This window comes from Streptomyces sp. NPDC052043, from assembly GCF_044548235.1.
Classification (GTDB): Bacteria; Actinomycetota; Actinomycetes; order Streptomycetales; family Streptomycetaceae; genus Streptomyces.
In genome coordinates, this window is the sequence record NZ_JBIUBT010000014.1 from 135,078 (window position 1) to 160,727 (window position 25,650).

At 73.4% G+C, this 25,650-nt stretch carries 20 protein-coding genes; 11 read left to right on the plus strand and 9 right to left on the minus strand.

Annotated elements, in window-relative coordinates:
- Positions 1–75 precede the first annotated feature (75 nt).
- Entirely contained in the window at positions 76–363 is a 288-nt protein-coding gene (locus tag ACIHCX_RS30360) for a metal-sensitive transcriptional regulator (protein WP_100571206.1), read from the minus strand.
- Positions 364–462: 99 nt separating this feature from the next.
- On the opposite strand from ACIHCX_RS30360, the gene ACIHCX_RS30365 reads away from it, so the two are divergent.
- Positions 463–1,050, plus strand: coding sequence for a rhodanese-like domain-containing protein (locus tag ACIHCX_RS30365; protein ID WP_400035055.1), 588 nt, complete (start codon positions 463–465; stop codon positions 1,048–1,050).
- Between the two features lie 130 nt (positions 1,051–1,180).
- Here ACIHCX_RS30365 and ACIHCX_RS30370 read toward each other — a convergent pair whose 3' ends face one another.
- The 3 genes from ACIHCX_RS30370 to ACIHCX_RS30380 all read right to left on the minus strand — a co-directional run bounded on the left by ACIHCX_RS30370 (position 1,181) and on the right by ACIHCX_RS30380 (position 3,770).
- Positions 1,181–1,987, minus strand: coding sequence for a ribonuclease BN (locus tag ACIHCX_RS30370; RefSeq protein ID WP_400035058.1), 807 nt, complete (start codon positions 1,985–1,987; stop codon positions 1,181–1,183).
- A 132-nt stretch (positions 1,988–2,119) separates the two neighbouring features.
- Positions 2,120–3,313, minus strand: a complete 1,194-nt coding sequence (locus ACIHCX_RS30375; RefSeq protein WP_400035060.1) for a PP2C family protein-serine/threonine phosphatase — start codon at positions 3,311–3,313, stop codon at positions 2,120–2,122.
- A gap of 232 nt (positions 3,314–3,545) precedes the next feature.
- A complete protein-coding gene (locus ACIHCX_RS30380; protein WP_400035062.1) occupies positions 3,546–3,770 on the minus strand; it encodes a hypothetical protein in 225 nt (74 codons plus the stop codon).
- Between the two features lie 256 nt (positions 3,771–4,026).
- Between ACIHCX_RS30380 and ACIHCX_RS30385 the strand changes: the two genes are divergently transcribed.
- Together ACIHCX_RS30385 and ACIHCX_RS30390 are read left to right on the plus strand one after the other, a co-directional pair.
- A complete protein-coding gene (locus tag ACIHCX_RS30385) occupies positions 4,027–6,273 on the plus strand; it encodes a tetratricopeptide repeat protein (RefSeq protein ID WP_400035064.1) in 2,247 nt (748 codons plus the stop codon).
- A 238-nt stretch (positions 6,274–6,511) separates the two neighbouring features.
- Positions 6,512–8,080, plus strand: coding sequence for a phytoene desaturase family protein (locus ACIHCX_RS30390; RefSeq protein WP_400035066.1), 1,569 nt, complete (start codon positions 6,512–6,514; stop codon positions 8,078–8,080).
- A 34-nt stretch (positions 8,081–8,114) separates the two neighbouring features.
- On the opposite strand, the gene ACIHCX_RS30395 is transcribed toward ACIHCX_RS30390, so the two are convergent.
- Entirely contained in the window at positions 8,115–9,914 is a 1,800-nt protein-coding gene (locus tag ACIHCX_RS30395) for a serine hydrolase (RefSeq protein ID WP_400035068.1), read from the minus strand.
- Between the two features lie 193 nt (positions 9,915–10,107).
- Here ACIHCX_RS30395 and ACIHCX_RS30400 point away from each other — a divergent pair, with 193 nt between their 5' ends.
- The 5 genes from ACIHCX_RS30400 (at position 10,108) to ACIHCX_RS30420 (ending at position 14,605) form a co-directional block, all read left to right on the plus strand.
- The gene (locus ACIHCX_RS30400; protein WP_400035070.1) at positions 10,108–11,607 is read left to right on the plus strand and encodes an acyl-CoA synthetase; all 1,500 of its coding nucleotides are present in this window, start codon (positions 10,108–10,110) and stop codon (positions 11,605–11,607) included.
- Entirely contained in the window at positions 11,604–12,218 is a 615-nt protein-coding gene (locus tag ACIHCX_RS30405) for a GNAT family N-acetyltransferase (protein ID WP_400035072.1), read from the plus strand. Before ACIHCX_RS30400 ends, ACIHCX_RS30405 begins: the two co-directional genes overlap by 4 nt.
- Positions 12,219–12,312: 94 nt before the next feature.
- Positions 12,313–12,555 (plus strand): DUF397 domain-containing protein, encoded by a 243-nt coding sequence (locus ACIHCX_RS30410; RefSeq protein WP_400035074.1) that lies wholly within the window; start codon positions 12,313–12,315, stop codon positions 12,553–12,555.
- A 124-nt stretch (positions 12,556–12,679) separates the two neighbouring features.
- Complete coding sequence (locus ACIHCX_RS30415) at positions 12,680–13,582, plus strand: universal stress protein (protein ID WP_400035076.1); 903 nt, start codon at positions 12,680–12,682, stop codon at positions 13,580–13,582.
- A 525-nt stretch (positions 13,583–14,107) separates the two neighbouring features.
- Entirely contained in the window at positions 14,108–14,605 is a 498-nt protein-coding gene (locus tag ACIHCX_RS30420) for a hypothetical protein (protein WP_400035078.1), read from the plus strand.
- Positions 14,606–14,681: 76 nt separating this feature from the next.
- Here the strand turns inward: ACIHCX_RS30420 and ACIHCX_RS30425 are convergent, their stop codons facing one another.
- Together ACIHCX_RS30425 and ACIHCX_RS30430 are read right to left on the minus strand one after the other, a co-directional pair.
- Complete coding sequence (locus tag ACIHCX_RS30425; protein ID WP_400035080.1) at positions 14,682–16,667, minus strand: N-acetylmuramoyl-L-alanine amidase; 1,986 nt, start codon at positions 16,665–16,667, stop codon at positions 14,682–14,684.
- A 298-nt stretch (positions 16,668–16,965) separates the two neighbouring features.
- The gene (locus ACIHCX_RS30430) at positions 16,966–18,105 is read right to left on the minus strand and encodes an aminoglycoside phosphotransferase family protein (RefSeq protein WP_400035082.1); all 1,140 of its coding nucleotides are present in this window, start codon (positions 18,103–18,105) and stop codon (positions 16,966–16,968) included.
- A 235-nt stretch (positions 18,106–18,340) separates the two neighbouring features.
- Between ACIHCX_RS30430 and ACIHCX_RS30435 the strand changes: the two genes are divergently transcribed.
- The gene (locus ACIHCX_RS30435) at positions 18,341–19,834 is read left to right on the plus strand and encodes a hypothetical protein (RefSeq protein WP_400035084.1); all 1,494 of its coding nucleotides are present in this window, start codon (positions 18,341–18,343) and stop codon (positions 19,832–19,834) included.
- A gap of 36 nt (positions 19,835–19,870) precedes the next feature.
- Here the strand turns inward: ACIHCX_RS30435 and ACIHCX_RS30440 are convergent, their stop codons facing one another.
- The gene (locus ACIHCX_RS30440) at positions 19,871–21,325 is read right to left on the minus strand and encodes a PP2C family protein-serine/threonine phosphatase (protein ID WP_400035086.1); all 1,455 of its coding nucleotides are present in this window, start codon (positions 21,323–21,325) and stop codon (positions 19,871–19,873) included.
- A gap of 400 nt (positions 21,326–21,725) precedes the next feature.
- Between ACIHCX_RS30440 and ACIHCX_RS30445 the strand changes: the two genes are divergently transcribed.
- Positions 21,726–22,139, plus strand: a complete 414-nt coding sequence (locus ACIHCX_RS30445) for an SsgA family sporulation/cell division regulator (protein ID WP_400035088.1) — start codon at positions 21,726–21,728, stop codon at positions 22,137–22,139.
- A 118-nt stretch (positions 22,140–22,257) separates the two neighbouring features.
- Here ACIHCX_RS30445 and ACIHCX_RS30450 read toward each other — a convergent pair whose 3' ends face one another.
- The gene (locus ACIHCX_RS30450) at positions 22,258–23,358 is read right to left on the minus strand and encodes a chemotaxis protein (protein WP_400035090.1); all 1,101 of its coding nucleotides are present in this window, start codon (positions 23,356–23,358) and stop codon (positions 22,258–22,260) included.
- Positions 23,359–23,803: 445 nt separating this feature from the next.
- Between ACIHCX_RS30450 and asnB the strand changes: the two genes are divergently transcribed.
- Positions 23,804–25,648: an asparagine synthase (glutamine-hydrolyzing) gene (asnB, locus tag ACIHCX_RS30455; RefSeq protein ID WP_400035092.1), complete on the plus strand. Its 1,845-nt coding sequence runs from the start codon at positions 23,804–23,806 to the stop codon at positions 25,646–25,648.
- Positions 25,649–25,650: the final 2 nt, after the last annotated feature.

A 25,650-nucleotide genomic window follows, 5' to 3' on the forward strand; every position in this document is an offset into this window, starting at 1 on the left:
CGACCGACCGGACCTCCGTACCGCTACGGGGGCGGGCTGCCGCCCCCGGCGGGGTACGGGGGCAGGCTGCCGCCCTCAGGCCAGCGACAGGAACAGCTTCTCCATACGGGCCCGCATCTGCGCGGGGTCCTGGCCGTTCGTCCGCCCCGCCTCGATGTCGGCCACGCACTTCTGCAGGCCCGTGGCGATGATGGCGAAACCGGCGCGGTCCAGGGCGCGGGAGGCGGCGGCGAGCTGCGTCACGACCTCCTCGCAGTCCCGCCCCTCCTCGATCATCCGGATCACCCCGGAGATCTGGCCCTGCGCCCGGCGCAACCGGTTCAGCACGGCCTTGAGATCCGCGCCCTCGAGCTCCAGTTCCACGATCACTCCTTGCAAAATACCCCTGGGGGTACTGTACGTCCGTCTTCACGACGCCGTCGACCACCCCACCTGCACCTACCGGATAGGACCCGTTCTGCCGTGACCGTTCCCTCCACCCCCGTCTCCCTGCCCGTCGAGGACGCGCGCGCCCGGCTCGACGAGCTGACCGTCATCGACGTGCGCACGCCCGGCGAGTATGCCTCGGGACACCTCCCCGGCGCTCTCAACATCCCGCTGGACCGCGTCCAGCAGGCGCTGCCCGAGATCCGGCACGCGGCGGGGCGCGGCGAGATCCTCGTCGTCTGCGCCTCGGGTGCCCGCTCGGCCAAGGCCTGCGTGTACCTGGCCCGGCACGGTGTCGGCTCCGCCACCCTCGTCGGGGGCACCGGGGCCTGGGCGTCAGCGGGTCACGAGCTGCACCGGCCGACCGCCTGCGAGACCTCGGCCGGCTGGAGCATGGAACGCCAAGTGCGATTCACCGCCGGAACGTTGGTGCTGCTCGGCGTGGTGCTCGGAGCGTTCGTCCACCCGGCCTTCCTTATCCTTTCGGCGGGTGTGGCGGGCGGACTGGTCTTCTCCGCGCTCACCGACACCTGCGGCATGGCCGTCCTGCTCGCGAAACTCCCCCACAACCGGCCGCGCCCGGCCCGGCTCGACGCGACGCTCGAGGCGCTGCGCAGCCGGTGAGACCGGCCGGGCGGCCGGCCGGTTCGCTCACCGCCACCGGCCGCCCCGGTCCACCGGCTCCCGCCTCGGGCGTCCCCGGCGACGGCGCCCGCCGGCTCGTCGGACACGCGCCGCCCCGTGCGGCGCGGACTCATTCGTCGGGGCCCTCCTCGTGTTCCAGCAGGTGTCCCATGCGGTCGCAGAACAGATGACCGACCAGCGCGCCGCCGTAGACGACGAACCCCGCGCCGACCAGCCAGGACTCCACCACCAGGATGGTGCCGATGGCGCCGTAGCTGAATGCGTTGGTCACGATCAGCGGGGTGAACACCAGGAACGAGAAGGCCCGCAGGCCCACCAGGCCCACCATGGTGGCGACGGCGCCGGGGAACAGGAGCCGCCAGCGGACCTGGTGGCCGAGCAGGAAGTGCGGGCCCCACCAGAAGAACAGCACGCCGATGCCCACGCTCAGAATCATGCGGTAGGTGCCGTCGAACACGGTGCGGGTGAGCACCTGCACATACAGGTACACCATGAGCGCGATCAGCCAGACGGCCTGCCGCCAGATCCGGTGCCACGGCCCGGCGGGCAGCCGCCACACCCGCTCGAAGCCGTTCTGCACGCTCGACGCGAAGGACACGCCGAACACCGCCAGCAGCACCAGACCCCACACACTGGTACTGCCCGCCACCTTGCGGGCCGGGCTGAAGACCTCCGAGAGCACGTCGGCGGACCGGCCGGACAGGTCCATGCCGTCCACCAGCCACAACGCGAAGCCGCCGTGGTGCAGCGGATCGAGCGCGGCCACCACGATCAGCAACGGGGCCAGGGTGACCAGGGAGAGCGTGGCGAACCCCATCGCCCGGTGCATGAGCTCCAGCCGCTTGCCACGCCGGTAGAGCTCAGCGGCCCACCCCAGGTGTGTCGTCGGGCGGTCGGGGGACTCCCGCTCGCTCAACTCGGCCGCCGTGAGCGCCCGTCCCGGTGCCCGGTGCCGCCCGGCGCCGGAGGGGACGGGGTGGGGCGTGACATGGTGACGACGTCTCCTCTCCGGGTCCCGGGTGACCGGCGCGCGGCCCGCGCATACCCATCATCGCGACCCGCCCGCCCGGCCGCACCCGGGCAGGCCGGAAGGTGACGGCAGATCCTGGGGCGGGCGTTCCCGGCGCACCGCCACCATGGTCACGTCGTCGCCCAGTCCTCGGCCCACGTACCGCCGCAGGTCGCTGTGGATGGCCTCGACCAGCGCCTGCGGCCTGAGCCGGGTCCAGCCGGGAAGCCGTTCGGCAAGGGGGTAGAAGTCGCCGTACCGGTCGCGGGCCTCGATGACACCGTCGGTGTAGAGGAGCAGCGTGGCGCCGGACGGGAAGTCCACCTCGTCCACGTGCGGGTGGGCACGGCCGAGATCGCCCAGCCCGAGGGGCGGCGCGGGGGACGTGGGATCGAGCGCGACGACCCGCTCGCCGTCGATGAGGAGGGGCGGCGGATGGCCGAGGTTGGCCACGAGCGTGGGGCCGTCACCGCTCTCCGGGATCTCCAGGACCACGGCGGTGACGAACTCCTCCAGGGCGAAGGACGTGCCGGGAGCGTCCGGCCGCGCCGCCACCGCGTCCCGCAGGTCCGTTCTGAAGTCCTCCTCGAGATCGGCGACCATGGCGGACAGCGGGCCGCGCCGGCGCAGGGACCTGCGGAAGGCGCTCAGCACGTAACTCGCGGTCTCCAGCGCCGCCAGCCCCTTGCCGTGGGCGTCGCCGACCAGGATCCGCACGCACCCTCCCAGGTCCGCGACCGCGTAGAGGTCCCCGCCGACGGCGGCGTCCTCGTCGGCCGCCAGATAGACCGAGGCCAGCGCCAGACCACCCAGGCGCGGCGGCAGCGGCTTCAGCAGCACGCGCTGGGTCACCTCGGCGATCGCGCGGGTGCGCGCCAGTTCGCTCTCTCTGCGCCCGCGGATCCAGCTGGCCCCCACGGCGCCCAGGCTGATCAGCACCAGCGTCGTGAGCTGGACGTAGAAGTTCGTCCAGCCCACCAGCAGGTTCACCTTCGCCGAGAGCACCACGCAGGCGACGGTCACCGTGGTGACGGCCAGCACCCCGGACGGTGAGCAGAACGCCGCCGCCAGAGCGGGCGCGCCCACCGTCAGGGGAGCCAGCCTGATGCCGGCCCCGATGACCTTGTCCACCAGCAGCAGCACGACGGGCAGCAGCATGAGCCCCCCGGCGATGAGCCGAGGGTGGGACCACATCACGGTCCAGTGCTCCGGGCCGCGGCTTCGACCGTGCAACGAGACCACCACCTCCCGGCGGCCCGCCGCTCCTCCCGCCACCGTGCGGCGACGGGATCAGGCCGGCCGCGTCGAGCCCCTCACCACACCGGCACTTCCATCGTCGCGCCGCCGCCGTGAACAGGCACACCGGGAGCACGGCCGCCTCCCGCACACCCTGCCGCCGACATGCCCGGGCCCCCCTCGCCCGTGGACGAGAAGGGCCGTCCTTCGCCGGTGGTGCCGCAGAGCCTCAGCGCCTCCTGGTGCAGACCCAGTGCGACGAGACCCAGACCCGTTTGCCGTGGCGGTGCGTGAAGTGTCCCCTGACCTTGTGACAGTGGCGCGCGGTCGAGTACGAGGTGGTGCTCTTGGCGGGGGCCGCGGACGCGGGGGCCGCGGAGGCCATGGCCGCTCCGCCCATCATGACGCCCGCGGCGAGGCCGGTGGCCAGTGCGCGGGTGATGCGTTGTCGCACAACTGGCTCCCTTTCCCTGGGGAAACAGGTACGTCGCCCATTTTCACCACCCCTGTGGGAGTCTGCATCAGGGCTGGTGGGCGGACCGGACCGGTCCCCGAGTCCGTCCCGGACCGTACAAAGCCGGGCGACGGATCGCCATACTGGACAAGGGGCTCCCCGCGGATCCGGCCCGCGCCGGGACGGGGCCAGGGGGGTCAGCGCGGCGGGCCACGGCCCGGAGAGGCGGGGTACACGGCGACGGGGGCGGCGCGAGATGTCGGACACCATGCTGATCCAGGGCCGTTACCGGCTGCTCGACACCATCGGCCGGGGCGGCATGGGGGAGGTCTGGCGGGCCCGGGACGAGTCGCTGGGCCGCCATGTCGCCGTGAAGTGCCTCAAGCCGCCCGGCGCGCACCACGACCCGTCCTTCACCCGCGTGCTGCGCGAGCGGTTCCGGCGTGAGGCCCGGGTGGCCGCCGCGCTCCAGCACCGCGGGGTGACCGTGGTCCACGACTTCGGCGAGTTCGACGGCGTGCTCTACCTCGTGATGGAGATGCTCGACGGCCGCAACCTCGGACAGGTGCTGGAGGACAACGACCACCGGCCCCTGGCCGTGCCCGACATCGTCGAGATCGCCGAACAGGTCGCGTCCGCGCTCGCCTACACCCACCAACAGGGCATCGTGCACCGGGACCTGAAGCCGGCGAACATCATGCGCCTGACCGACGGCACGGTGAAGATCTGCGACTTCGGCATCGCCCGGCTCGGTCACGACATCGGTTTCACCTCGCGGCTGACCGGCACCGGCGTCGCCATGGGCACCCCGCACTACATGTCGCCCGAACAGATCGGCGGAACCGAGGTCGACCAGCGCAGCGACCTGTACTCACTGGGCTGTGTGCTCTACGAACTCGCCACCGGCGCACCGCCGTTCGACCTCGACGACGCCTGGGGGATCCTCGTCGGCCACCGCGACACCCCGCCGGAGCCGCCGCGTCGCCGCCGTACCGAGCTCCCCGAGTACCTCGAGCGGGTCATCCTCGACCTGCTGGCCAAACTGCCCGAGCAACGACCCGACGACGCCCACGAGTTGAGCCGCCGTATCATCGCCGGCCGCACGGCGGCGGCACGGTACGCGCCCACCGCCGTCACCCCGCTCCCGCGGCCCCGGCCGTCCGAGCCGGCCGGCCGCGACGCGCGCCTGCCGTCGTGGACGCGCGGCATGACCACAGGTCACCAGGCCGCCGGGGCGGCGGCACGCACCGCACTCCCGGACGCGGCGGCCGGCCTGTCCGAGGACTGGATCCCGCGCACCGCTCCCGACGGTCCCGCTCAGGCCACGCAGGTGACCGGCGGGCGGCCCGCCGCGCCGCCGGAGGCCGTCAGGACGCTGACCGACCGGCACCAGGCGGCCCTGAGCCTGGGCCGGCTCGGCCGCTGGGCCGAGGCGGGCGAGGCGCACCGCGCGGTCGCCGGCGAGCGCGCCCGCCTCCTCGGCCCGGACCACCCCGACACCCTCGCCAGCCGCTACGAACTCGCCTTCAGCCTCAGCCGCACCGGTCGCGCCGCCGAAGCGCTGCGCGAGTACAAGCAGGTGGCCGAGGCGCGCATCGCGGCCCTCGGCGCCGACCACCCGGACACGCTCGCCGTGCGCCAGGAGATGGCGTACGTGCTGGGCCGCCTGGGCCGCCACGCCGACGCGCACCAGGTGTACGCGGCGGTGCTCGCCGCACGCGAGGGCACCATGGGCCCGGACCACCCCGACACCCTGCGCTGCCGGCACAACCTCGCCTTCAGCCTCAGCCGGCTGGGCCGCCTGGACGACTCTTACCGCATGGCCTGCCAGGTCGCCGCCGCCCGCGCCCGGGTGCTCGGGCCGCAGCACCCGGACACCCTGGTCACCAGGTTCGAAGTCGCCTACGTGCTCGGTCAGTTGGGCCGGTGGCTGGAGGCCCTGGAGACCTACCGCGAGGTCGCCGAGGCACGCGCCCGGGCGCTCGGCGCCGACCACCCCGACACCCTGGCCGCCCGCTACGAGGTCGGCATCAGCCTGGGCCGCCTCGGCCGCAGCGCCGAGGCGCTCCGGCTGTACCGCGCCCTGATCGACGACCGCACCCGGGTGGACGGCCCCGCGCACCCCGAGACCCTGCGCGCCCGCCACGGCTTCGGGGTCAACCTCGGCCGGCTCGGCCGCTGGGAGGAGGCCCTCGCCGAGTCCCGCGACGTGTGCGCCGTCCGCGGGCGCGTGCTCGGCGCCGACCATCCCGACACCCTCGTCAGCCGTCGCGAGGTCGCCGTGAGCCTCGGCTGGCTCGGCCGCTGGGCCGACGCGCTCACCGAGTACCGCGCCGTGGCCGCCGCCCGGGAACGCGTCCTGGGCGCCGGCCACCCCGACACCCTGGCCGGCCGGACCGACGAGGCCCACTGCCTGGAACAACTCGGCCGCGGCGGGGAGGCCGCCGAGCTGTACCGCAGGGTCGCTGTCCTGCGCGGGCAGCGAGCGGCCGACGGCCCCTAGGGCCTGTTGCGAAAGTCCCGCCTGCCCCGCGACGCCATGCACGCACTCTCGCCGCACCGGGCCCTGACCCAAGTACATCCAGTACGAGGGCCAGGGCCCGGCACGCCGAGAGCACGCACCTGACGCCGCGAGGCCCGCCCTCCGGGCGGACGACGGGACTTTCGCAACAGACCCTAGGGCCCCGCCGACCGCACCCCGCACCCTGGCCGAAGTGGATCACCGCGTGTTACGAAGGACCATGAGCGCACACGAGGGACACGGGACGTACGACGCCGTCATCGTCGGCGGAGGGCACAACGGACTGGTCGCCGCCGCCTACCTGGCCCGGGCCGGACGGTCGGTGCTCGTGCTGGAGCGGCTGGACCACACCGGGGGCGCCGCCGTGTCCACCCGCCCGTTCGCCGGCGTGGACGCCCGGCTGTCCCGCTACTCGTACCTGGTCAGCCTGCTGCCCCGGAAGATCGTCCAGGACCTGGGCCTGGACGTCCGGCTGCGCACCCGCACGATCTCCTCGTACACGCCCGTCGAGCGCGCGGGGCGGCCCACCGGCCTGCTCGTGGGCGGCGGCGAGGAGCGCACCCGGGAGTCGTTCGCCCGGCTCACCGGATCCGACCGCGAGTGGGAGGCCTGGCAGCGCTTCTACGGCATGACCGGCCGCCTCGCCCGCAGCGTGTTCCCCACCCTCACCGAGCCGCTGCCCACCCGCGAGGAACTGCGCCGCCGCGTCGACGACGAGGAGGCCTGGCGGACCCTGTTCGAGGAGCCGATCGGCGTCGCCGTCGAGGACCGCTTCGGTGACGACCTCGTACGCGGCGTGGTCCTCACCGACGCCCTCATCGGCACCTTCGCCGACGCCCACGACCCGTCCCTGGCGCAGAACCGCTGCTTCCTGTACCACGTGATCGGCGGCGGCACTGGCGACTGGGACGTACCGGTCGGCGGCATGGGCGCCCTGACCGACGCCCTCGCCGCCGCGGCCCGCCGGGCCGGCGCCGTCATCGCCACCGGCCACGAGGCGACCCGGGTGGTGAGCGACGGGCGCGCCGCCGAGGTCACGTACCGCACCCGCGACGGCGAGGGCACCGTCGACGCCCGGCACGTGCTGGTGAACGCCTCCCCGCAGGCCCTGGCCGCGCTGACCGGCGACGAGCCGCCGGAGCCCGCCGAGGGCGCCCAGCTCAAGGTGAACATGCTGCTCAAGCGGCTGCCCAGGCTGCGCGACACCGCCGTGGACCCGCGCGAGGCCTTCGCCGGCACCTTCCACATCGCCGAGGGGTACCGGCAGCTCGCCGACGCCCACGCCCGGGCCGCCGCGGGCGAGCTGCCCGCCGCGCCGCCCTCCGAGATCTACTGCCACTCCCTGACCGACCCCAGCATCCTCGGCCCGGACCTGGTCGAACAGGGCTACCAGACGCTCACCCTGTTCGGCCTGCACACCCCCGCCCGGCTGTTCGCCCGGGACCATGACGGCGTACGCGAGGAACTGCTGAAGTCGACGCTCGCGCAGCTCGACGCCCACCTCGCCGAACCGCTCGCCGACTGCCTGGCCGCCGACGCCGACGGACGTCCCTGCATCGAGGCGAAGACCCCGCTGGACCTGGAGCGGGACCTGCGCCTGCCCGGCGGCAACATCTTCCACCGGGAGCTGAGCTGGCCGTACGCCCAGGAGGGCACCGGCCGCTGGGGCGTGGAGACCCGGCACGCCAACGTGCTGCTGTGCGGGGCGGGCGCGGTGCGCGGCGGCGGGGTCAGCGGGGTGCCGGGGCACAACGCGGCCATGGCGGTGCTGGAGGGACAGGGCGGCTGAGCGCCGCCCCGTCCCTCCAGCGCCGGTGGGCCGGTCAGTCGGTCGACGCCGTCCAGCCCTTCGCCTCGATGCGGGCCGCGTGCGCCGGGCGGGACTCGTCGAACAGGACGCTGTGGCCCGCCTCGACACGCTGGGCGCCCACGTAGACGCCGCGGCCCACATACAGGGGGTCCGTCGTGTACCGCCAGCGCAACGTCAGCTGCCGGGCCGCCGGAAGGTCGGCCGCGACCCGGTGCCAGACCCGCCCGGAAAAGCCCGTCACGGCGCCCGTCGGGTGCTGCTCGGGCTGCTCGCCCTGGTGCGTGGTGGTGAACGGCACCGGCTGCCAGGTACCGCCCCCGTTCGTCGAGGACTCCAGGACGAGGACGTCCGCCGGCGGCTCGGTGTCCCACCACGCGGAGCACTGCAGCCGCCCGCCGTCCCCCGAGGTGTCCAGCGCGGGGAGAGTGAGGGTCGCCGTCGTGGCGTTCGCCATTCCGCCGAACCACGCCGTGCGGCCCCGGTCCGGGCGGACCGCCACGGCCCGTGCCATGTCGTTGCCCGCGGCGACCCGGGGAGCGGAGCCGGAGCGCCAGTTGCGCACCGGGTGCACGGAGTTGCCGAGCACGATCAGGAAGGAGTCGGTCGTCGGGTCCAGGACCAGCGAGGTCCCGGTGAAGCCGGTGTGCCCCGCGGTGTGCGGCGTCGCCATCGCGCCCATGTACCAGTGCTGGTAGAGCTCGAAGCCGAGGCCGTGCTCGTCGCCGGGGAAGGCGGTGTTGAAGTCCGTGAACATGAGGTCCACCGACTCCTGGCGCAGGATGCGCCTGCCTCCGTAGACCCCGCCGTTGAGCAGCGTGCGGCCCAGCACCGCAAGGTCCCAGGCGCTGGAGAACACCCCCGCGTGCCCCGCCACCCCGCCGAGGCTGAACGCGTTCTCGTCGTGCACCTCGCCCCACACCAGGCCCCGGTCCAGACCGGACCACGGCTTGCGGGCGTCCTCGGTGGCCGCGATGGCCGGCTTCCAGGAGGCGGGCGGGTTGTACCGGGTGCGGGTCAGCCCGAGCGGGCCGGTGATCTCCTCGGCCAGCAGCACGTCCAGCGCCCGGCCCGTGATCTTCTCCAGGACCAGCTGCATGGAGATCATGTTCAGGTCCGAGTACAGGTACGCGGTGCCGGGCGGGTTGATCGGCGCCTCGTTCCAGATCAGCTCCAGCTTTCCCTCGTACGTGGGCGCGTCGTACAGCGGGATCCAGGCGTTGAAGCCCGAGGTGTGGGTGAGGAGTTGGCGGATGGTCACCTCCTGTTTGCCCGCGCGCCCGAAGTCCGGGAGGTAGGACGCGACCCTGCCCTCCAGCTCCAGCGTGCCCCGTTCGAGCTGCTGCACCGCGAGCAGAGAGGTGAACAGCTTGGAGACCGACGCCAGGTCGAAGACGGTGTCCTGGGTCATCGGCAGCTGCCGCTCGGGCGGGAACTCCACACCGGTGTCGGTCGTCTCGTCGTACGAGGCGTAGCGCACCGCCATGCCGATCGGCTCGTGCAGCGCCACGGTCCCGCCGCGCCCGGCCAGCAGCACGGCCCCCGCGTACCAGGGGTGCGTGGGCGACGGGCCGAGGAACGCCTTGGCGTCCTCGACGAGTTGACGCAGCGGGGCGGCGAGCAGGCCGGCCCGCTCCGGGGATCCGTACTTCAGTGTGGGGCCGCCGTGCGCCGGCGCGCCGGCGGCCGCGGCCACCGCCGGGACCGCGGGCAGCGCCGCGAGCGCCAAGGCCCCACCCAACGCCAGTGTTCCCAAGCCCAGTTGCCGGCGTGTCAGCCCGCCTGCTGCTCCGCCTGCCGCATCGTCGGTCGTCATGAGGCCTCCCGCCCACCGTCTGAAAATATCTTTCGGGGATGGTCGTGTGCGGTGAAACTTTCGTGTCAGGAGGGGCCTGTGTCAACGGTGCGTACGCACCCGAAAAGATCTGACGCCATGTCAATCAGGCTCCCGTGAACGGCGCCACAGGACTCCTTGACCTTCCGTCGCGCCGGACCGAGGATCGTCTGTCATGACGCCTGGACACGGGAGCACGGTCGACGGAGTCCTGCGGCGCAGCGCCCGGCGCACCCCGGCACGGGTCGCCGTCGAGTACGGCGAGCGCTGCTGGACGTACGCCGAACTCGACGACGCCGTCTCCCGCGCGGCGAACGTCCTGCTCGGCCAGGGCCTCGCCCCCGGCGACCGGGTCGGCGCCTACGGCCACAACTCCGATGCCTACCTGATCGGCTTCCTCGCCTGCGCCCGCGCGGGCCTGGTGCACGTGCCGGCCAACCAGAACCTCACCGGCGACGACCTCGCTCACATCGTCGGCCAGTCGGGCAGCGCCCTGGTCCTCACCGACCCGGACCTGGCCGGACGACTCCCGGCCGGCGCGAGGACGTTGCCGCTGCGCGACGCGGACGACTCGCTGCTCGCCCGGCTGCCGTCCACGCCGCCCCACGACGGTCCCGAGCCGCGCTCCGGGGACCTCGTGCAGCTGCTGTACACCTCGGGCACCACCGCGCTGCCCAAGGGCGCGATGATGACCCACCGGGCGCTGGTCCACGAGTACCTCAGCGCGATCACCGCGCTCGACCTCGGCGCGGGGGACCGCCCCGTCCACGCGCTGCCCCTCTACCACTCGGCGCAGATGCACGTGTTCCTGCTGCCGTACCTCGCCGTGGGCGCCACGAACATCGTCCTCGACGCGCCGGACGGCGACCGGATCCTCGACCTGGTCGAGGCCGGGCGCGCGGACAGCCTGTTCGCCCCGCCCACGGTCTGGATCGGGCTGGCGGGCCGGCCCGACTTCGCCACCCGCGACCTCGACGGACTCCGCAAGGCGTACTACGGCGCGTCGATCATGCCGGTGCCGGTCCTGGAACGCCTGCGGGAGCGCCTGCCGGAACTCGCCTTCTACAACTGCTTCGGCCAGAGCGAGATCGGCCCGCTGGCCATGGTGCTCGGGCCCGACGAGCACGAGGGCCGCCTGGACTCCTGCGGCCGGCCGGTGCTCTTCGTGGACGCCCGGGTCGTCGACGAGGACGGCAAGGACGTGCCCGACGGCACACCCGGCGAAATCGTCTACCGCTCACCGCAGTTGTGCGAGGGCTACTGGGACAGGCCCGAGGAGACCGCGGAGGCGTTCCGCGAGGGCTGGTTCCGCTCCGGCGACCTCGCCGTGCGCGACCCGGACGGCTACTACACGGTCGTCGACCGGGTGAAGGACGTCATCAACTCCGGTGGGGTGCTGGTGGCCTCGCGCCAGGTCGAGGACGCCCTGTACACCCACCCGCGGGTCGCCGAGGCGGCCGTGGTGGGACTCCCCGACGAGCGGTGGATCGAGGCCGTCACCGCGTTCGTCGTCCCCCGCGGCGACGTCACCGAGGCCGACCTGATCGCCCACGCCCGTGAGAAACTGGCGTCGTTCAAGGCCCCCAAGAAAGTGATCTTCGTGGACGAGCTACCGCGCAACGCCAGCGGAAAGATCCTCAAGAGGGAACTGCGCGACCGGTTCGGTGCGTCATGACGGCGTACCTGTCGGCTCCGGCCACCTCCCGCGGCCCCGCGCTGATCCTGCGCCCCTGGTCCGAGGCGGACGCCGCCGACCTGGTCGAGGCGTACCGGGACGACGCCCTGCGCCACTGGACGACCTCCGCCGTGGACGACGAGGCCGGCGCGGCCCGGTGGATCCGGGAGCAGCAACAGGGCCGGGAGACGCGGAACCGCTACGCGTTCGCCGTTCTCGAGCCCCGCGGTCCCGAAGATGCGGAGGGCGCAGAGGGTGCAGAGGGTCCCGAGGGGCGGGAGGGGCGTGACCGGCTGGTGGGCCACGTCGTCGTCAAGGGTTTCCGCCCCGGTGCCCCGTCCGCCGAGGTGGGCTACTGGACCGTGGCGCACGCACGCGGCAGGGGAGTGGCGCCCCGGGCCCTGCTGGCCCTGACCGACTGGGCCTTCACCCGGTTCGGGGACCAGGGGCCGACCCGGCTGGAGCTCATCCATCAGGTGGACAACACGGCCTCCTGCCGGGTCGCGCGCAAATGCGGGTTCGAGCAGGCCGGGCTTCTGTCGCCGGCACCGCCCGCCTACCCGCTCGAGGGCCATCTGCACATCCGCACACGGCTCCCGGGCGCGGCGTGACGCGCTGGTGAAAAGTCCCCCTCGCGTGGCCTGTTGACGCCGGGACCCGATCGCTAGGCTGACCCGCGAACGACGATTGGGGAGGAGCACGGACGTGGCCGAGAGCACTGTCAAGGAGCACCCGCTCGCGGGATGGGACAAGCCGGAACTGGATCTCAGCAGCGCGCAGTGGCAGTCCAGCAGCGGCGGCCTGGGAGATGTCCAGATCGCCTTCGTCGAGGGTTTCATCGCGATGCGCAACTGCGGCCGCCCGGAGAGCCCCTCCCTGATCTTCACCCCCGCGGAGTGGGGCGCGTTCGTGTCAGGGGCGCGGCAGGGGGAGTTCGACCTCACCTGACCGGACGCCGACCGGAGGTGTTCCTCTCCCGTTCGGGGACAAGGGACCTTGAAAGCCCCGTCGGGGCCGGCGGCCGAGCGGCGCCGGGCCCGCGGGAAGGTCTCCATCCGGAGGAGCGGAACTCATGAGCACCCCACCGGTCGTCGCCGCCGTCGACGGCTCCGACGACAGCCTGCGGGCCCTGGACTGGGCCCTCGACGCCGCCCGGCGGCGCCGGGCGCCCCTGCGGGCGGTCCACGTCCGGCAGTACGCGGCCTGGACCCAGCCCGACGTCCTCGTCGCCGGACCGCCCGGGGGCGACGACGATCCGGTGCTCGACCAGGCACGCACCCACCTCGGCGAACGCACCCGCGGGACGGAGGTGGAGTACGCCGGGCTGGACGGGATTCCGGGCGCGCTGCTGCCTGAACTCGGCGCCGAAGCCCAGCTGTTGGTCCTCGGTTCGCGGGGGCGCGGTGGGTTCGCCAGCCTGCTGCTCGGCTCCAGCAGCCTGGCCGCGGCCCGCGACGCCGCATGTCCGGTCGTCGTGGTGCCCCGGCCCGGCCGCGAGGTCCACGGCGAGGCGGCGGCCGGCCCGGGACCACGGGTGGTCGTCGGCGTCAACGTCGACAGCCCCGACGAGGCCGTGCTCGCCTTCGCCTTCACGGAGGCCGCCCTGCGCGGGGCCCGGCTCCAGGTGATCGCCGCCTACCCGTGGCCGCCCCCGACCTGGGCGGCCCCCGCGGAGGTCGCCACGCTCATGGTCGACCAGGACGCCGTGGAGAGCGAGACCCGGGCCCTGGCCGAGGGCTTCCTCGGCCCGCACCGTGCCCGCCACCCCGACGTGCTCGCCGAACCCCAGGCGGCGCCCGGCGACGCGGCGGGCCTGCTCGTCGCCGCCTCCCGGGACGCCGAACTGGTCGTGGTCGGCCGCCACCGGCGGCGCCTGCTGGCCCCGGCCCGCATGATGGGTTCCGTCACCCAGGCCGTCCTGCTGCACGCGGCGAGCCCCATCGCGGTGATCCCCCCGTCGCCGCCGGACGAGTGACGACGCCTGCCCGGGCGCCCCGGCAGACCGGCGCATTCGACCGCTGAGCAAACCGGCCCACTGGACCGCTGACGCTGACGCTGACGCTGCCGCGGCCGAGAGGGGCGAGGGCCGCCGGAGAGTGCGGCGGGTCGCCGGAAGCCGGGGAGCGGGCGACGCCGTGCGGCCCGCACCCCCGCGTTCCGAGCCCACGCCGTGCTGCCAGGGGGCCAGCTGCGCGGGCAGCGACCCGTTCGCCGCCCGCGCTCCCACCGTGCCCGTACCGCACGGGACCGGGGAGGCGGGCGGCGCCGTGGCGCCCGCCTCCGCCGCTGATCGTCTCCCCGTCCGGGCCCGGTGGGCAGCGGCCGCGCGTCCGCCACGCGCCCGCCGCAGGCGCCGCGTCCGGAAGGGCCACCCCCGACCCGGGCCGCCCGCGGCGGTCGCACCGCGAGCGGGACCGCGTGCACGGGAGTGGGCGGTTCCACCCCCGGTCGGTGGTCTCCCGCACATCACTCCGCAGGCCGGGGCACGTACCATGGCGGCATGTCGTTCCTCCGCCGCCGCAACGCCACGCCCGCCGGGCCCGACTTCGACGTCCTGGCCATGGATCCGGGCGACTGGCCCGGCAACCTGGGCGCTGGTCTGCTGCCCGCGCCCGACGGCACCTGCCAGGGCGTGTTCCTGCGCTACGACCTGTTCGGCGGCCGCGGCACCGCGATGATCATCGGCAATCTGCCCGAGGGCTCGGCCGCCCGCGAGGTCGCCGAGAGCGAGGTGCCCTTCGAGGTGGCGCAGCTGCTGCTGGCCCTGGAGAACGACGAGGAGGTCACCGTCGTCGGCAGCGAGGACATGCCGGTGCTCCAGGGCGACAACCTCCTGATCGTGCGCCGGCTGCGGCTCTCCGAGAGCCGTATCTCCTGCGTGCAGTTCGACCGCAGCGACGGCGTCCTGGTCACCATCGCCGCCTGGGACCGGCCGATCACCGACGACCTGTACGCCCTGCTCAAGCCGCTGCCCGCCGAGCTGTTCCAGCAGGGCTGACCGGCCGCCGCGCGAGACGGGAAGGGGCCGGCCCCCGCGGGACCGACCCCTTCCCGTTCTCGTGGATCTCGGCCCGCTATCGGGCCGACTGCTGCACCTGTACGTCCGCGGCCCGCACGAACGCCACGCGGTGGCCGAACTGGATCTCGTAGTACATGTCCTGGCCGGTCACCACCCGGTGCGAGTCCATGGTGAAGGTGGTCGAGTAGTAGTACTGGCCCGGCATCAGGTCACCCACCACGTACTTCTGGCCCGCGAGCAGCCTGTACGGCAGCGGCGACACCGTCTGGACGGGCACGCCCGCCGGATAGGCCGCCGCCTCCGGGTAGGCCCGCCCGTACACCGGAACGCTGTCCAGGCCGGGCTTCGGCGTGAGCACGGTACCGGCCGCGTCCACCGCCGTCGGGTTCTTCGCCGGGTTCTGGAACCAGGCCTTCTGGCCCAGGTACCAGATCGCCGTCCAGTCGCCCTGCCGGCCGGCGACGGCGTACTGCTGCCCGGTCTGCACCCGGGAGGACACGTCGTTCACGTCGATCGTCGCGGGGCTGCCGTCCGGCCTGAGGCCGATGTCCTGGATCAGCGGCGAGGAGGTGTCGGGCTGCGAGTACAGCCGCACCTCGCTGGACCCGTGTACGGCGCACGGCCGGCCGCTGGTGACGCAGCCCGTGTACTCGGGCCGGTTGGTGGCGTAGTCGGGGCGGATCGTGACCAGGCCGCCGTTCTTGCCCGCGTTCGGGGTGATGGGGTGGCCGAGCAGCTGGAAGTAGTGCCGCCAGTCCCAGTACGGGCCCGGGTCCGTGTGCATGCCCGGGATGCCCGAGGTGGTCGTGCCCGGCACGGTGTCGTGGCCGAGGATGTGCTGCCGGTCCAGCGGGATGCGGTACTCCTTGGCGAGGTACCTCACCAGCCGCGCCGAGGTCCGGTACATCGCCTCCGTGTACCAGGCGTCCGGCGAGACGAGGAAGCCCTCGTGCTCCAGTCCGATCGACCTGGCGTTGATGTCCCAGTTCCCCGCGTGCCAGGCGACGTCCTTGGCCTTCACGTGCTGGGCGATGTGCCCGTCGGTGGAGCGCAGCGTGTAGTTCCAGGACACATAGGTGGGGTCCTTGATCAGGTTGAGGACGCCGTCCCAGCCGCCCTCCGTGTCATGGATGACGATGTACCGGATGGACTGCGCCTTCGGCCGGTCGCCCAGGTCGTGGTTGCCGTAGTCGCCGTCGCCGAACTCCTCGTACGGTGCCGGGATCCACTCGCAGGCCACCGAGGCGGGGCACTCCGTGCCGGCCGCCGAGGCACTGCGCAGGCCGGTCTGCGCCAGCTGGACGGTGTCGGGGGCGATGCCGGGCCGCGCGGCCAGGACGACCCGCTGTCCGGTGTCGGTGGTGCGCTGCTCGCCGGAGCGGATGATGTCGTACACGTCGCCCGCGTACGCCGCCGCCGTCGCGCTGTCGTCCGCGCCGGAGAACCGGGCCACCGCCCCGTACCAGTCGGCCGGGTCCTTGCTGAGCGGCCGGCCGAGCTGCTTCTGGGCGGCCGCCAGCAGCGCCGCGCCGCCCGCGACGTTGGCCGACTCGTCCTCGCGCAGCCGCTCGGCGGGGATGCCGGTGAGCTCGGCCGCCTTGAGCAGGGTCTTCAGCCGGGCGGGCAGGGCGGAGTTCTCCGGCACCTGCTCGTCGCCGGCCGTGCGCGGGTCCGGCCGTGCGCTGTCCCCGCGCGGATCATCCGCGCCCTCGCTGTGGTGCGGGGTCTCGGCGAGCGCGGTGCGCGCGTCGGTCAGGTGCATCGGCCCGTAGCCACCGGACACGCTCGGGGCGCCGCTGTGCCCGTCCCAGCGCGACTGAAGATAGGACACGCCCAGCAGGACGCTGAGCGGCACGTGGTACTCGGCGGACGCGGACGCGAACGACTGCTGCAGATGGCCGGCGTCGTCCGTGGCGGCGCCCGCGGACGGGGCGGCGCCCAGCAGCGGCAGCAGCAGCGCCGCCGCGGCGACGCCACCCGCCGCGCTGCGCGCGCCTCTGCGTCCCGGCAGGGGTCTGGGGTCGGTGGCGGATCCTCGCAAAGCTGCCTCCTGGGGCGCTCGGGCGTGGTGGGGCGTGCGCGGCCGGCGTGGATCAGTGGTACCGGCTGTCCGACGATCCGTCAATCATGCGCACCACGCTGTGATTTCCCATGTCAAGCGGCATCTCGGCGAGTTTCGGCACGGCGCCCCCCAGGCCTGCGCGGCGTCAGTGGCTTACACCAATGGCCCCCGCGGCCACCGCACCGAAAGAAGAGGCGAAGGGCGAAGGTGCCGGGGCACGGCAAAGGGCCGCGGTGCACCCCCGTCGGTGGGTGCGCCGCGGCCCGTTGTCCCCGTGTCAGCGGGTGCCGACGGCTGCGCGTACGGCCCGGCGGGCCAGTTGGCAGTCGTCGTGGAGCCGTCGCAGCAGCAGCCGCTGTTCCTCGCCGGACGGCACGGCGCCCGGGTGGGCCGGGCCCGGAGCGGACGGTGCCGCATCGTGCATGGAGCGCTGCACGGCCGTCTCGTACGTGCGGATCTCACGGGTGAGCACGAGCATCAGGTTCACCAGGAACGCGTCCCGCGCGGCGGGGCCCGCCGACTGGGCGATCTGGCTGATCTGCCGCCGTGCCACCGGCGCGTCCCCGAGGACCGACCACAGCGTGGCCAGGTCGTAGCCGGGCAGGTACCAGCCCGCGTGCTCCCAGTCCACCAGGACGGGACCGGCCGGTGAGAGCAGGACGTTGGCGAGCAGCGCGTCGCCGTGGCAGAACTGGCCCATGCCCTGCCGGCCCGCGGCGTGCGCGATGCCGTGCAGCAGCTTCTGGAGGTCGCCCAGGTCCCGGTCGGTGAGCAGACCCAGCTCGTGGTACCGGGAGATACGGGCCGCGTAGTCCAGCGGGGCGTTGAACGTGCCCGCCGGCGGCCGCCAGGCGTTCAGCCGGCAGAGCGCGCCCAGGGCCGCCCCGATGTCCGCCGGGGGCGGGGCCTCGGCCGGGTGCCGTTGCAGGGCGGCCACCCGTCCCGGCGTCCGCTCGATGACCAGCGTGCAGTTGTCCGGGTCCGCCGCGATCAGCCGGGGCACCCGGACCGGCGGCCGGTGCCTGACGAACGAGCGGTATGCGGCTATTTCGTGCCGGTAGCGCTCCGCCCATGCGGGGGAGTGGTCGAGTAAACACTTGGCCACGGCCGTGCTGCGCCCGATCGTGCCGACCAGGAGCACGGACCGCCCGCTGCGGCGCAGCACCTGCACCGGAGAGAACTCCGGGCAGATCCGGTGCACCGAGGCAATTGCCGTGCGCAGTTGCGCGCCCTGCGGGCCGGACAGGTCGAGTCTCCCGCTGAGCGGTTGTGTGCCGGGCCCCACGGCGTGCCGCGTCCGGACCGCACCGAGCACGGACGCCGCCGGCCGCACGGGGTCGAGGTAGGGGCCGTCGGTGCCCGGACGGGCACGCAGCGACCGGGGCGGGGCGGACACGGAGGACGATGCTGCGTACATGTGGCGGGACCGATCCCTTCGTGTGCCTGCTGCTTCCAGCGCCCTCCCGGCCCGGACGCCCGGGTGCACCCTGGGGAATGTCCCTCGGCGACCGGGTCGGGGTGGCGCGTTCCTACCTGACACCCGGTGCGCACTGGCACACCATGTGGCGCACCCTGGCGAACCCTGGCGAATAGTCGCCCGGCATGTCGCGGCGGGTCTACTGTCAACTCAGCCGAGTACCTGGGGGCTTGACGTGACAGGACAACCCAACACCCGTCTCGCGGACCTGTTCGGCCTGGCCGGCTGGTCCAAAGGGGAACTCGCGAGGCTGGTCAACCGGCAGGCGGCGGCCATGGGCCACCCCCAGCTGGCGACCGACACCTCTCGGGTGCGGCGCTGGATCGACATGGGAGAGATCCCGCGCGATCCGGTGCCGCGGGTGCTGGCGGCCCTGTTCACCGAGCGTCTCGGCCGTGTCGTGACCATCGAGGATCTCGGTCTGGTGCGGCACGGGCGTACAGGGAATCGGCAGGGCGACGGGAGTGCGGAACATCCCGACGGTGTGCCGTGGGCGCCCGAGCGTACCGCTGCGGTCCTCACCGAATTCACGGGAATGGACCTCATGCTCAACCGACGCGGCTTGGTGGGCGCGGGCGCCGCGCTCGCCGCGGGCTCCGCACTCAGCAGCGCCATGTACGACTGGCTGCAATCCGATCCGGCACACAACGCCGGCACTTCCGCCCTCGACCATCCCCTGCACGCCGACCCCGCTGGGTTCGACCGCTACGACGCCGCCCCCATCGGGTCGCAGGAGATCGAGGAACTCGAAAGCTCGGTGGAGGTGTTCCGGGCCTGGGACGCGGCCCGCGGCGGCGGGCTGCAACGCAAGGCGGTGGTCGGCCAGCTCAACGAGGTGGGCGGCATGCTCGCCTACCACCATCCACCCCACCTCCAGCGGCGCCTGTGGGGCGTCGCCGCCAACCTCGCCGTCCTCGCCGGCTGGATGTCCCACGACGTCGGCCTGGAACCCACCGCCCAGAAGTACTTCGTCATCGCCGCCCACGCCGCCAGGGAGGGCGGCGACCGGCCGCGTGCCGGGGAGGCGCTGTCCCGTGCGGCACGCCAGATGGTGCACCTGGGCCGGCCCGACGACGCGCTGGACCTGATGAAGCTCGCCCAGTCCGGAGCCGGTGACCGCCTCCAGCCGCGCACCAAGGCGATGTTCCACACCATCGAGGCCTGGGCGCAGGCCTCGATGGGCAAGGGCCAGGCCATGCGCCGCACCCTCGGACAGGCGGAGGACCTCTTCGTCTCCGACGCCGGCGACGCGGAGCCGCTCGACTGGATGCAGACCTTCAAGGACGAGGACCTGTACGGCATGCAGGCCCTCGCCTATCGCACCCTGGCGGAACACGACCCGGACGCGGCCGTGCACGCCCAGCACTACGCGGAGAAGGCCCTGGCCCTGCGGGTGGACGGACGTGAGCGGTCGAAGATCTTCGACCATCTGTCCATGGCGTCCGCCTGCTTCATCGCGGACGACCCCGAACAGGCGGACCGGTACGCACGGCTGGCCCTGATGTCGATGGGATCGAACTCCTCCCGCCGCACCTGGGACCGGCTGCGCGAGATGTACCGGCTCACCGCCGAGTACGCCACCTATCCGAAGGTCGGCGAGCTGAGGGAGGAGATCCGGCTGGCCCTGCCCAAGCCGAAGGGCAGGAGCACCGGCAGCGCACCGGCGTAGGGTCCCGGTTGTGCACGCGGGCCACGACGAGGCGGGCTACGTCGTCACTCGGGCGACCAGCACGCAGGCGTCGTCGTCGCGCCCGGATCCGCCGAACTCCTCCACGACCGTCCGTACGCACTCCTGCGCGCAGCGCGCCGCGGTGAACCGCGGGGCGAGGCCGAGCAGGCGGTGTGCGGTGGCCGTCCCGCCGCCCCGCTCGACCGCGCGCGAGCGGGGGGACTCCTGCCGCGGTGCCAGTCCTTCGGTGTGCAGCAGGAGCAGGTCGCCCGGCTTCAGGGTCTCCTCGGCCTGCCCGTAGGAGGAACCCGAGGTGGCGCCGAGCAGGACGCCGTCCGGGGCGTCCAGCATCCGCCCCGTCCCGCCGCGGAACAGCAGCGGGGCGGGGTGTCCTGCCCTTGCCCAGGTCAGGGTGCGGGTGCCGGGCCGGTAGCGGCAGCAGACGGCGCTGCCCAGGGCCGGCTGCGCGGTGGCCTCCAGCAACTGGTTGAGCCAGGTCATCAGCTGCCCGGGCCTGGCCCCCGCCATCGCCATGCCGCGCAGGGCGCCCAGCAGCATCGCCATGCCCGGCGCCACGTCCGGCCGGCGGCCGGTGAGTCCGCCGACGCCGAGCAGGGTGTCGCCATCGGCCAGCTCCAGCACGTCGTACCAGTCGCCCCCGATCGGCGCGCCGGTGGACGACGGCAGGCGATGGGCGGCCAGGTCGAGCCTCGGGCGGCCCCGGCGTGGGAGCCGCAGGGAGCCGTGCCACGGGGGGAGCACGGCTTCCTGCGGCTCGACGGCGAGCCGGTGCTCGGTCTGCGCGCGACGCCGGTGGCGGTGCAGCGAGTCACGGGTCTCGCGCACCGCCGACTGGCTGAGCCGCAGTTCGCTGACGTCCCGCAGCACCGCCCACATCGAGGCGGTGCCGCCGTCGGCGTCGAGCACCGGCTCGCCCATCATGTGCACCGCGCGGACGGCTCCGTCGGGCCGCACGATGCGGAACTCCCCGTCGATGGGCTTGGCGTCGACCAGGCAGTCGGTGACCATGGCGGTCAGCCGGGGCCGGTCCTCGTCCAGCACCACGGAGGGCAGTTCGTCCAGGGTGAGCGGGGGGACGGCGGGGTCGCGGCCGAGGATCCGGAACAGCTCGCCCGACCAGGCGGCCTCGTCCGTCAGCAGGTTCCACTCGGCGCTGCCGACACGGCCGAGCAGCGCGCCGTGCGGCGCAGCGGCCGCCGCGCGGGGCTCGTCCGCCGGCGCCGCGGGCACCGGCGGCGGGCCGTCCCGCAACTGTGCCAAGTGCCCGTCCAGGTCGTTGAGCTGGTGCAGCGCCAGGTCGCACAGCACACGTTCCCACCGGCCCCGCGGATCCGAGGTGTCGCCCCGCGCGTCCCGCCGTACGGCGTCCACCTCGCCCCTGAGCCGACGCGCCTGCCGGATCAGCGCGTCGACCGGGCCGCGCCCTGGTGGCTGGGCGGGTGAGCGGTCCGCGGAGACGTGAGGCGGCATGGCGCACTCCGATGCGGGGACGGTACGACAGACCCTGGGCGGGGGGAGGAAGCGCTACGACTGTTGCACAGCCCGCGGCGCCCCGTAAGGCATTTGGCAAGATGCGATGCGAGGTTGCATCCGGCATATGCCACAGTCCATTCCGGGTGTTCGACCGGCATTTTCGGTGTAGTCGCCAGGGTGGCCGGGACGTAGGCGACGTACGTGAGGTGACGGTCGGTCGGAGGTGACGCCCGGACATCCAAGCGAGTGTTCGACGGGCATGTGTTCGTTCCCGCCGGAGGAGTGACGCAGGTCACATGGATTGGTGGGTGCTCACGCGTAATGCGAACGGCCCCCTCGGACTCCTAAGTACAACGGCACAACCGGCCGACCTTACGACCCGCAGGGGAGACCGATCATGGACACCACCCTCGAGCAGACCGCCCGCGCCCGTCTGATCACGGCGGACGGGCAGGAACTCCCCGTGCCCGCCACCCTGCGCTATGTCTCCGCAGACCCGCTGGCGGTGCACGTGGACTTCCCGCCCGAGGCCTCCCTCGACGGCGAGGCGGTCTCGTGGACCTTCGCCCGCGCCCTGCTGGAGGAGGGACTCGAGGGCCGCGCGGGGGACGGGGACGTGCATCTGTGGTCGTGCGGAGGGTCCCGTACGGTCGTGGAGTTGCACTCGCCCGTAGGCCTGGCCCTGCTCCAGTTCGACACCCCGGCGCTGCGCCGCTTCCTGCTGCGCAGCTACGCCGTGGTCGCGGCCGGCCAGGAGGACCTCACCGCGGCCGTCGACCACGGCCTGAGCACCCTCTTCGGCGCGGTCTGAGACCTGAGACGCCGGATCCGCCCCGGCAACCCGCGGCGCCGGACACCGGCGGCCTCCCCGGAGGAGAGGCCAGAGCGTGCGCCGTGCCCGGCGGCAGCGCACGCACGTGTGCCCGGCGTCAGTAGCGCAGCACCCCGGCGATCCCCTGTGCGTCGACCAGGGTGCCGTCGGGGACGAAGCGCACGTCGGCGCCCGTCTCCAGGCACTGCTCGACGATCTCGTCCACGATGTCCTCGCGGGCGCCCGCTTCCTCGCTCTCCGCCGGAACCAGATGGCCGCCGACGGAGTCGCGCACCGTCACGCGGTAGTTCTCCTCGACGGCCAGCAGCCGGACGCGACCCTCCTTCGCGGTCTGCCAGACCTCGTCGACGCCGGCCGCGTACTCCTTGCGTCCGCGGGCCCCCTCCAGTTCGCGGGCCACCGCCTCGGTGTCGCCCCGCATCTCCTCGTCGTGCAACGGCCCGATCGCCCGCCAGACGGCCTCGGGCGTGGCGTGCGCCAGACCGCCGTGCTGGACGGGCACCGCGCACTTGGCGACGCTGCCGACCTCCTCCAGCGCCGACAGCGCGGCCGGCTCGCCCGTGATGTACAGCCGGCGCGGATGCTCGCGCAGGACCGCGTTCATCGCGCTGTCCGCCTCCCGCAGGAACTGGCGGGTGCTCTGGTCCCGGAAGGTGCTCGGCGCGTCACCGATCTGCATCCGGCGTTCGGCGTCGAAGTTCTCGACGAGTTTCCTGGTCAGCGGGAAGCCGCCGGTGTGGTCCTCGGTGACGCGGTCGACACCGCCGTTCCACAGCGTCACGCGGTCCGCGGAGACGGACAGGATCCAGAAGGGGCGCTCGGCGGTCCGCGCGGAGACCAGGTTGCGGGTCAGGAAGGTGTCCGAGAGGACCACGCGCTCCGGAACGGTGCGGGCCAGCGACCACACCTGGTGCTCGCCCGGGGCTGCGAAGATCACCAGCCCGTCCTCGGCGTACGTCAGGTCGACCTCGGCGAGGGCCTGGTCGAGCTGCCGGACGACGTCGTTGCGCTGCTCCCGGGTGACCTGCGGGTTGGTCTCCAGCTGCCGCTTGGCCTCGGCCACGACGTTGCGCAGCCGGACCGGATCCTGTGCGTTGTCGGGCCCGCGGCGGTGCGTCGGCGTCAGCACCGACACCGCCGGGTAGGGGCGGGGGCGCCGCAGCTCGGTGAGTATCGAGGGACTCAGCTCGTGCTCCATGACAGCACGATAGGTCCGATTCGCGCGTCGGGCATTCGGGGCAACTCGGCTGGCGCGCGGGGGCTTTCGCTGCTAGGGCGCCGAAGGCGTCGCACGCCGTGCCGCGCCCCGCCCGAGCCCCCCGGCGAGCGGGCCGTCCGGTCCGCGCCACTCGCGCCCGCGCCACCCGGTGTGCGGACATTGGAGAAGTCTTTGCCCTTGGCCGGTTCCCGGTGCTCCGCCCCTGGTACGAGGCCCTTTCCATGATGTTCCGGGAGCAAAGTGCGGCCGGATCGAGCGGGCCGCGGTGGCAACCGGGTGACGGACGCGTTGACCGCGCCCGCCCCGGGGGAACAGGCTCGTCATATAGATGCTTGATGCAACTGGTTCGCCGGGTGCCGGTCGCTCACCCGCCCTCGGGCAGGGGAGGGCCCCCTCGGGCGGGCCGGAGGGCAGGAGGTAGCGGATGTGCGGCATCACCGGCTGGGTCTCCTACGACCGCGATCTGCGCGCCGAGGCCGCGACCCTGAGTGCCATGACCGAGACGATGGCCTGCCGCGGCCCCGACGACCGCGGCACCTGGGCCGAGGGCCCCGCGGCCCTGGGGCACCGCAGGCTCGCGATCATCGACCTGCCCGGCGGCCGCCAGCCGATGACGGCCGACACCCCGGACGGCACGGTGGCGCTCGTCTACTCCGGCGAGGCCTACAACTTCACCGAGCTGCGCGCCGAACTGGCCGGGCGCGGCCACCGCTTCACCACCGACTCCGACACCGAGGTCGTCCTGCGCGGCTACCTGGAGTGGGGCGACGCCGTGGCCGAACGCCTCAACGGCATGTACGCCTTCGCGATCTGGGACGGCCGCCACGACGAACTCGTCATGATCCGCGACCGGATGGGCATCAAGCCCTTCTACTACCAGCCCACCCCCGACGGTGTCCTCTTCGGCTCCGAGCCCAAGGCGATCCTCGTCCACCCCATGGTCCGCCCCCGGGTCACCCTGGACGGCCTGCGCGAGCTGTTCACCTTCGTCAAGACCCCGGGCCACGCCGTCTGGGACGGCATGCGCGAGGTCGAGCCCGGAACCGTCGTCACCGTCGGCCGCACCGGCCTGCGCACCCGTACCTACTGGCGGCTGGAGACCCGGCCCCACCCCGACGACCGCGACACCACCGTCGCCACCGTCCGCACCCTGCTGGACGACATCGTGCGCCGCCAGCTCGTCGCCGACGTGCCCCGCTGCACCCTGCTCTCCGGCGGCCTCGACTCCTCCGCCATGACCGCGCTGGCCGCCCGCCGCCTGGCCGAGCAGGGCGAGAAGGTGCGCAGCTTCGCCGTCGACTTCGTCGGGCAGAGCGACCACTTCGTCGCCGACGACCTGCGCGCCACCCCCGACACGCCGTTCGTGCACGACGTGGCGCGCGCCGCCGACACCGACCACCAGGACATCGTGCTCGACGCGCACACCCTCGCCGACCCGGAGATCCGCCGGAAGGTGGTCCGCGCCCGCGACCTGCCGATGGGCTTCGGCGACATGGACTCCTCCCTGTACCTGCTGTTCCGCAGCATCCGGGACCACTCCACCGTCGCCCTGTCCGGCGAGTCCGCCGACGAGGTCTTCGGCGGCTACCAGCACTTCTTCGACGAGGAGGCGCGCCGCGCCGACACCTTCCCCTGGCTGGTGCGCTTCCTGCGCGACTTCGGCGACGACGCCGATGTCCTGCGCCCGGACCTGGCCCGGACCCTCGACCTGCGCGCCTACGTCGCCGACGGCTACCGCACCGCCATCGCCGCCGTCCACCGCCTCGACGGCGAGAGCGACTTCGAGTTCCGGATGCGGCGGATCTGCCATCTCCACCTGACCCGGTTCGTCCGGGCCCTGCTCGACCGCAAGGACCGGATGAGCATGGCGGTCGGCCTGGAGGTGCGCGTCCCCTACTGCGACCACCGCCTGGTCGAGTACGTCTACAACGCGCCTTGGGCCCTGAAGTCCTTCGACGGCCGGGAGAAGAGCCTGCTGCGGGAGGCGACCGCGGACCTGCTGCCCAGGTCCGTCTACGACAGGGTCAAGAGCCCCTACCCGTCCACCCAGGACCCCAAGTACGCCCTCGCCCTCCAGGACCACGCCAAGGACCTGCTCGGCCGGCCGGGGCACCCCGTCTTCGACCTCGTGGACGCGGAGCGGCTGCGCCGCCTCGCGGACCGCGACACCCCCCTCGGCGGCAACCAGGCGGCGCGACGCGGCCTGGAGCGGACCCTGGACCTGGCCGCCTGGCTGGACCTGTACCGTCCGCAGATCGTCACCGGCTGACC

Excerpts from the sequence above, each read along its gene's own strand:
- ACIHCX_RS30420 (WP_400035078.1), top strand. The coding sequence starts at position 14,108 with ATGTCGTTCCTCCGCCGCCGCAACGCCACGCCCGCCGGGCCCGACTTC.
- ACIHCX_RS30440 (WP_400035086.1), bottom strand. The coding sequence starts at position 21,325 with ATGCCGCCTCACGTCTCCGCGGACCGCTCACCCGCCCAGCCACCAGGG.
- ACIHCX_RS30430 (WP_400035082.1), bottom strand. The coding sequence starts at position 18,105 with ATGTACGCAGCATCGTCCTCCGTGTCCGCCCCGCCCCGGTCGCTGCGT.
- ACIHCX_RS30405 (WP_400035072.1), top strand. The coding sequence starts at position 11,604 with ATGACGGCGTACCTGTCGGCTCCGGCCACCTCCCGCGGCCCCGCGCTG.
- ACIHCX_RS30390 (WP_400035066.1), top strand. The coding sequence starts at position 6,512 with ATGAGCGCACACGAGGGACACGGGACGTACGACGCCGTCATCGTCGGC.
- ACIHCX_RS30385 (WP_400035064.1), top strand. The coding sequence starts at position 4,027 with ATGTCGGACACCATGCTGATCCAGGGCCGTTACCGGCTGCTCGACACC.
- asnB (WP_400035092.1), top strand. The coding sequence starts at position 23,804 with ATGTGCGGCATCACCGGCTGGGTCTCCTACGACCGCGATCTGCGCGCC.
- ACIHCX_RS30400 (WP_400035070.1), top strand. The coding sequence starts at position 10,108 with ATGACGCCTGGACACGGGAGCACGGTCGACGGAGTCCTGCGGCGCAGC.
- ACIHCX_RS30445 (WP_400035088.1), top strand. The coding sequence starts at position 21,726 with ATGGACACCACCCTCGAGCAGACCGCCCGCGCCCGTCTGATCACGGCG.
- ACIHCX_RS30415 (WP_400035076.1), top strand. The coding sequence starts at position 12,680 with ATGAGCACCCCACCGGTCGTCGCCGCCGTCGACGGCTCCGACGACAGC.
- ACIHCX_RS30395 (WP_400035068.1), bottom strand. The coding sequence starts at position 9,914 with ATGACGACCGACGATGCGGCAGGCGGAGCAGCAGGCGGGCTGACACGC.
- ACIHCX_RS30450 (WP_400035090.1), bottom strand. The coding sequence starts at position 23,358 with ATGGAGCACGAGCTGAGTCCCTCGATACTCACCGAGCTGCGGCGCCCC.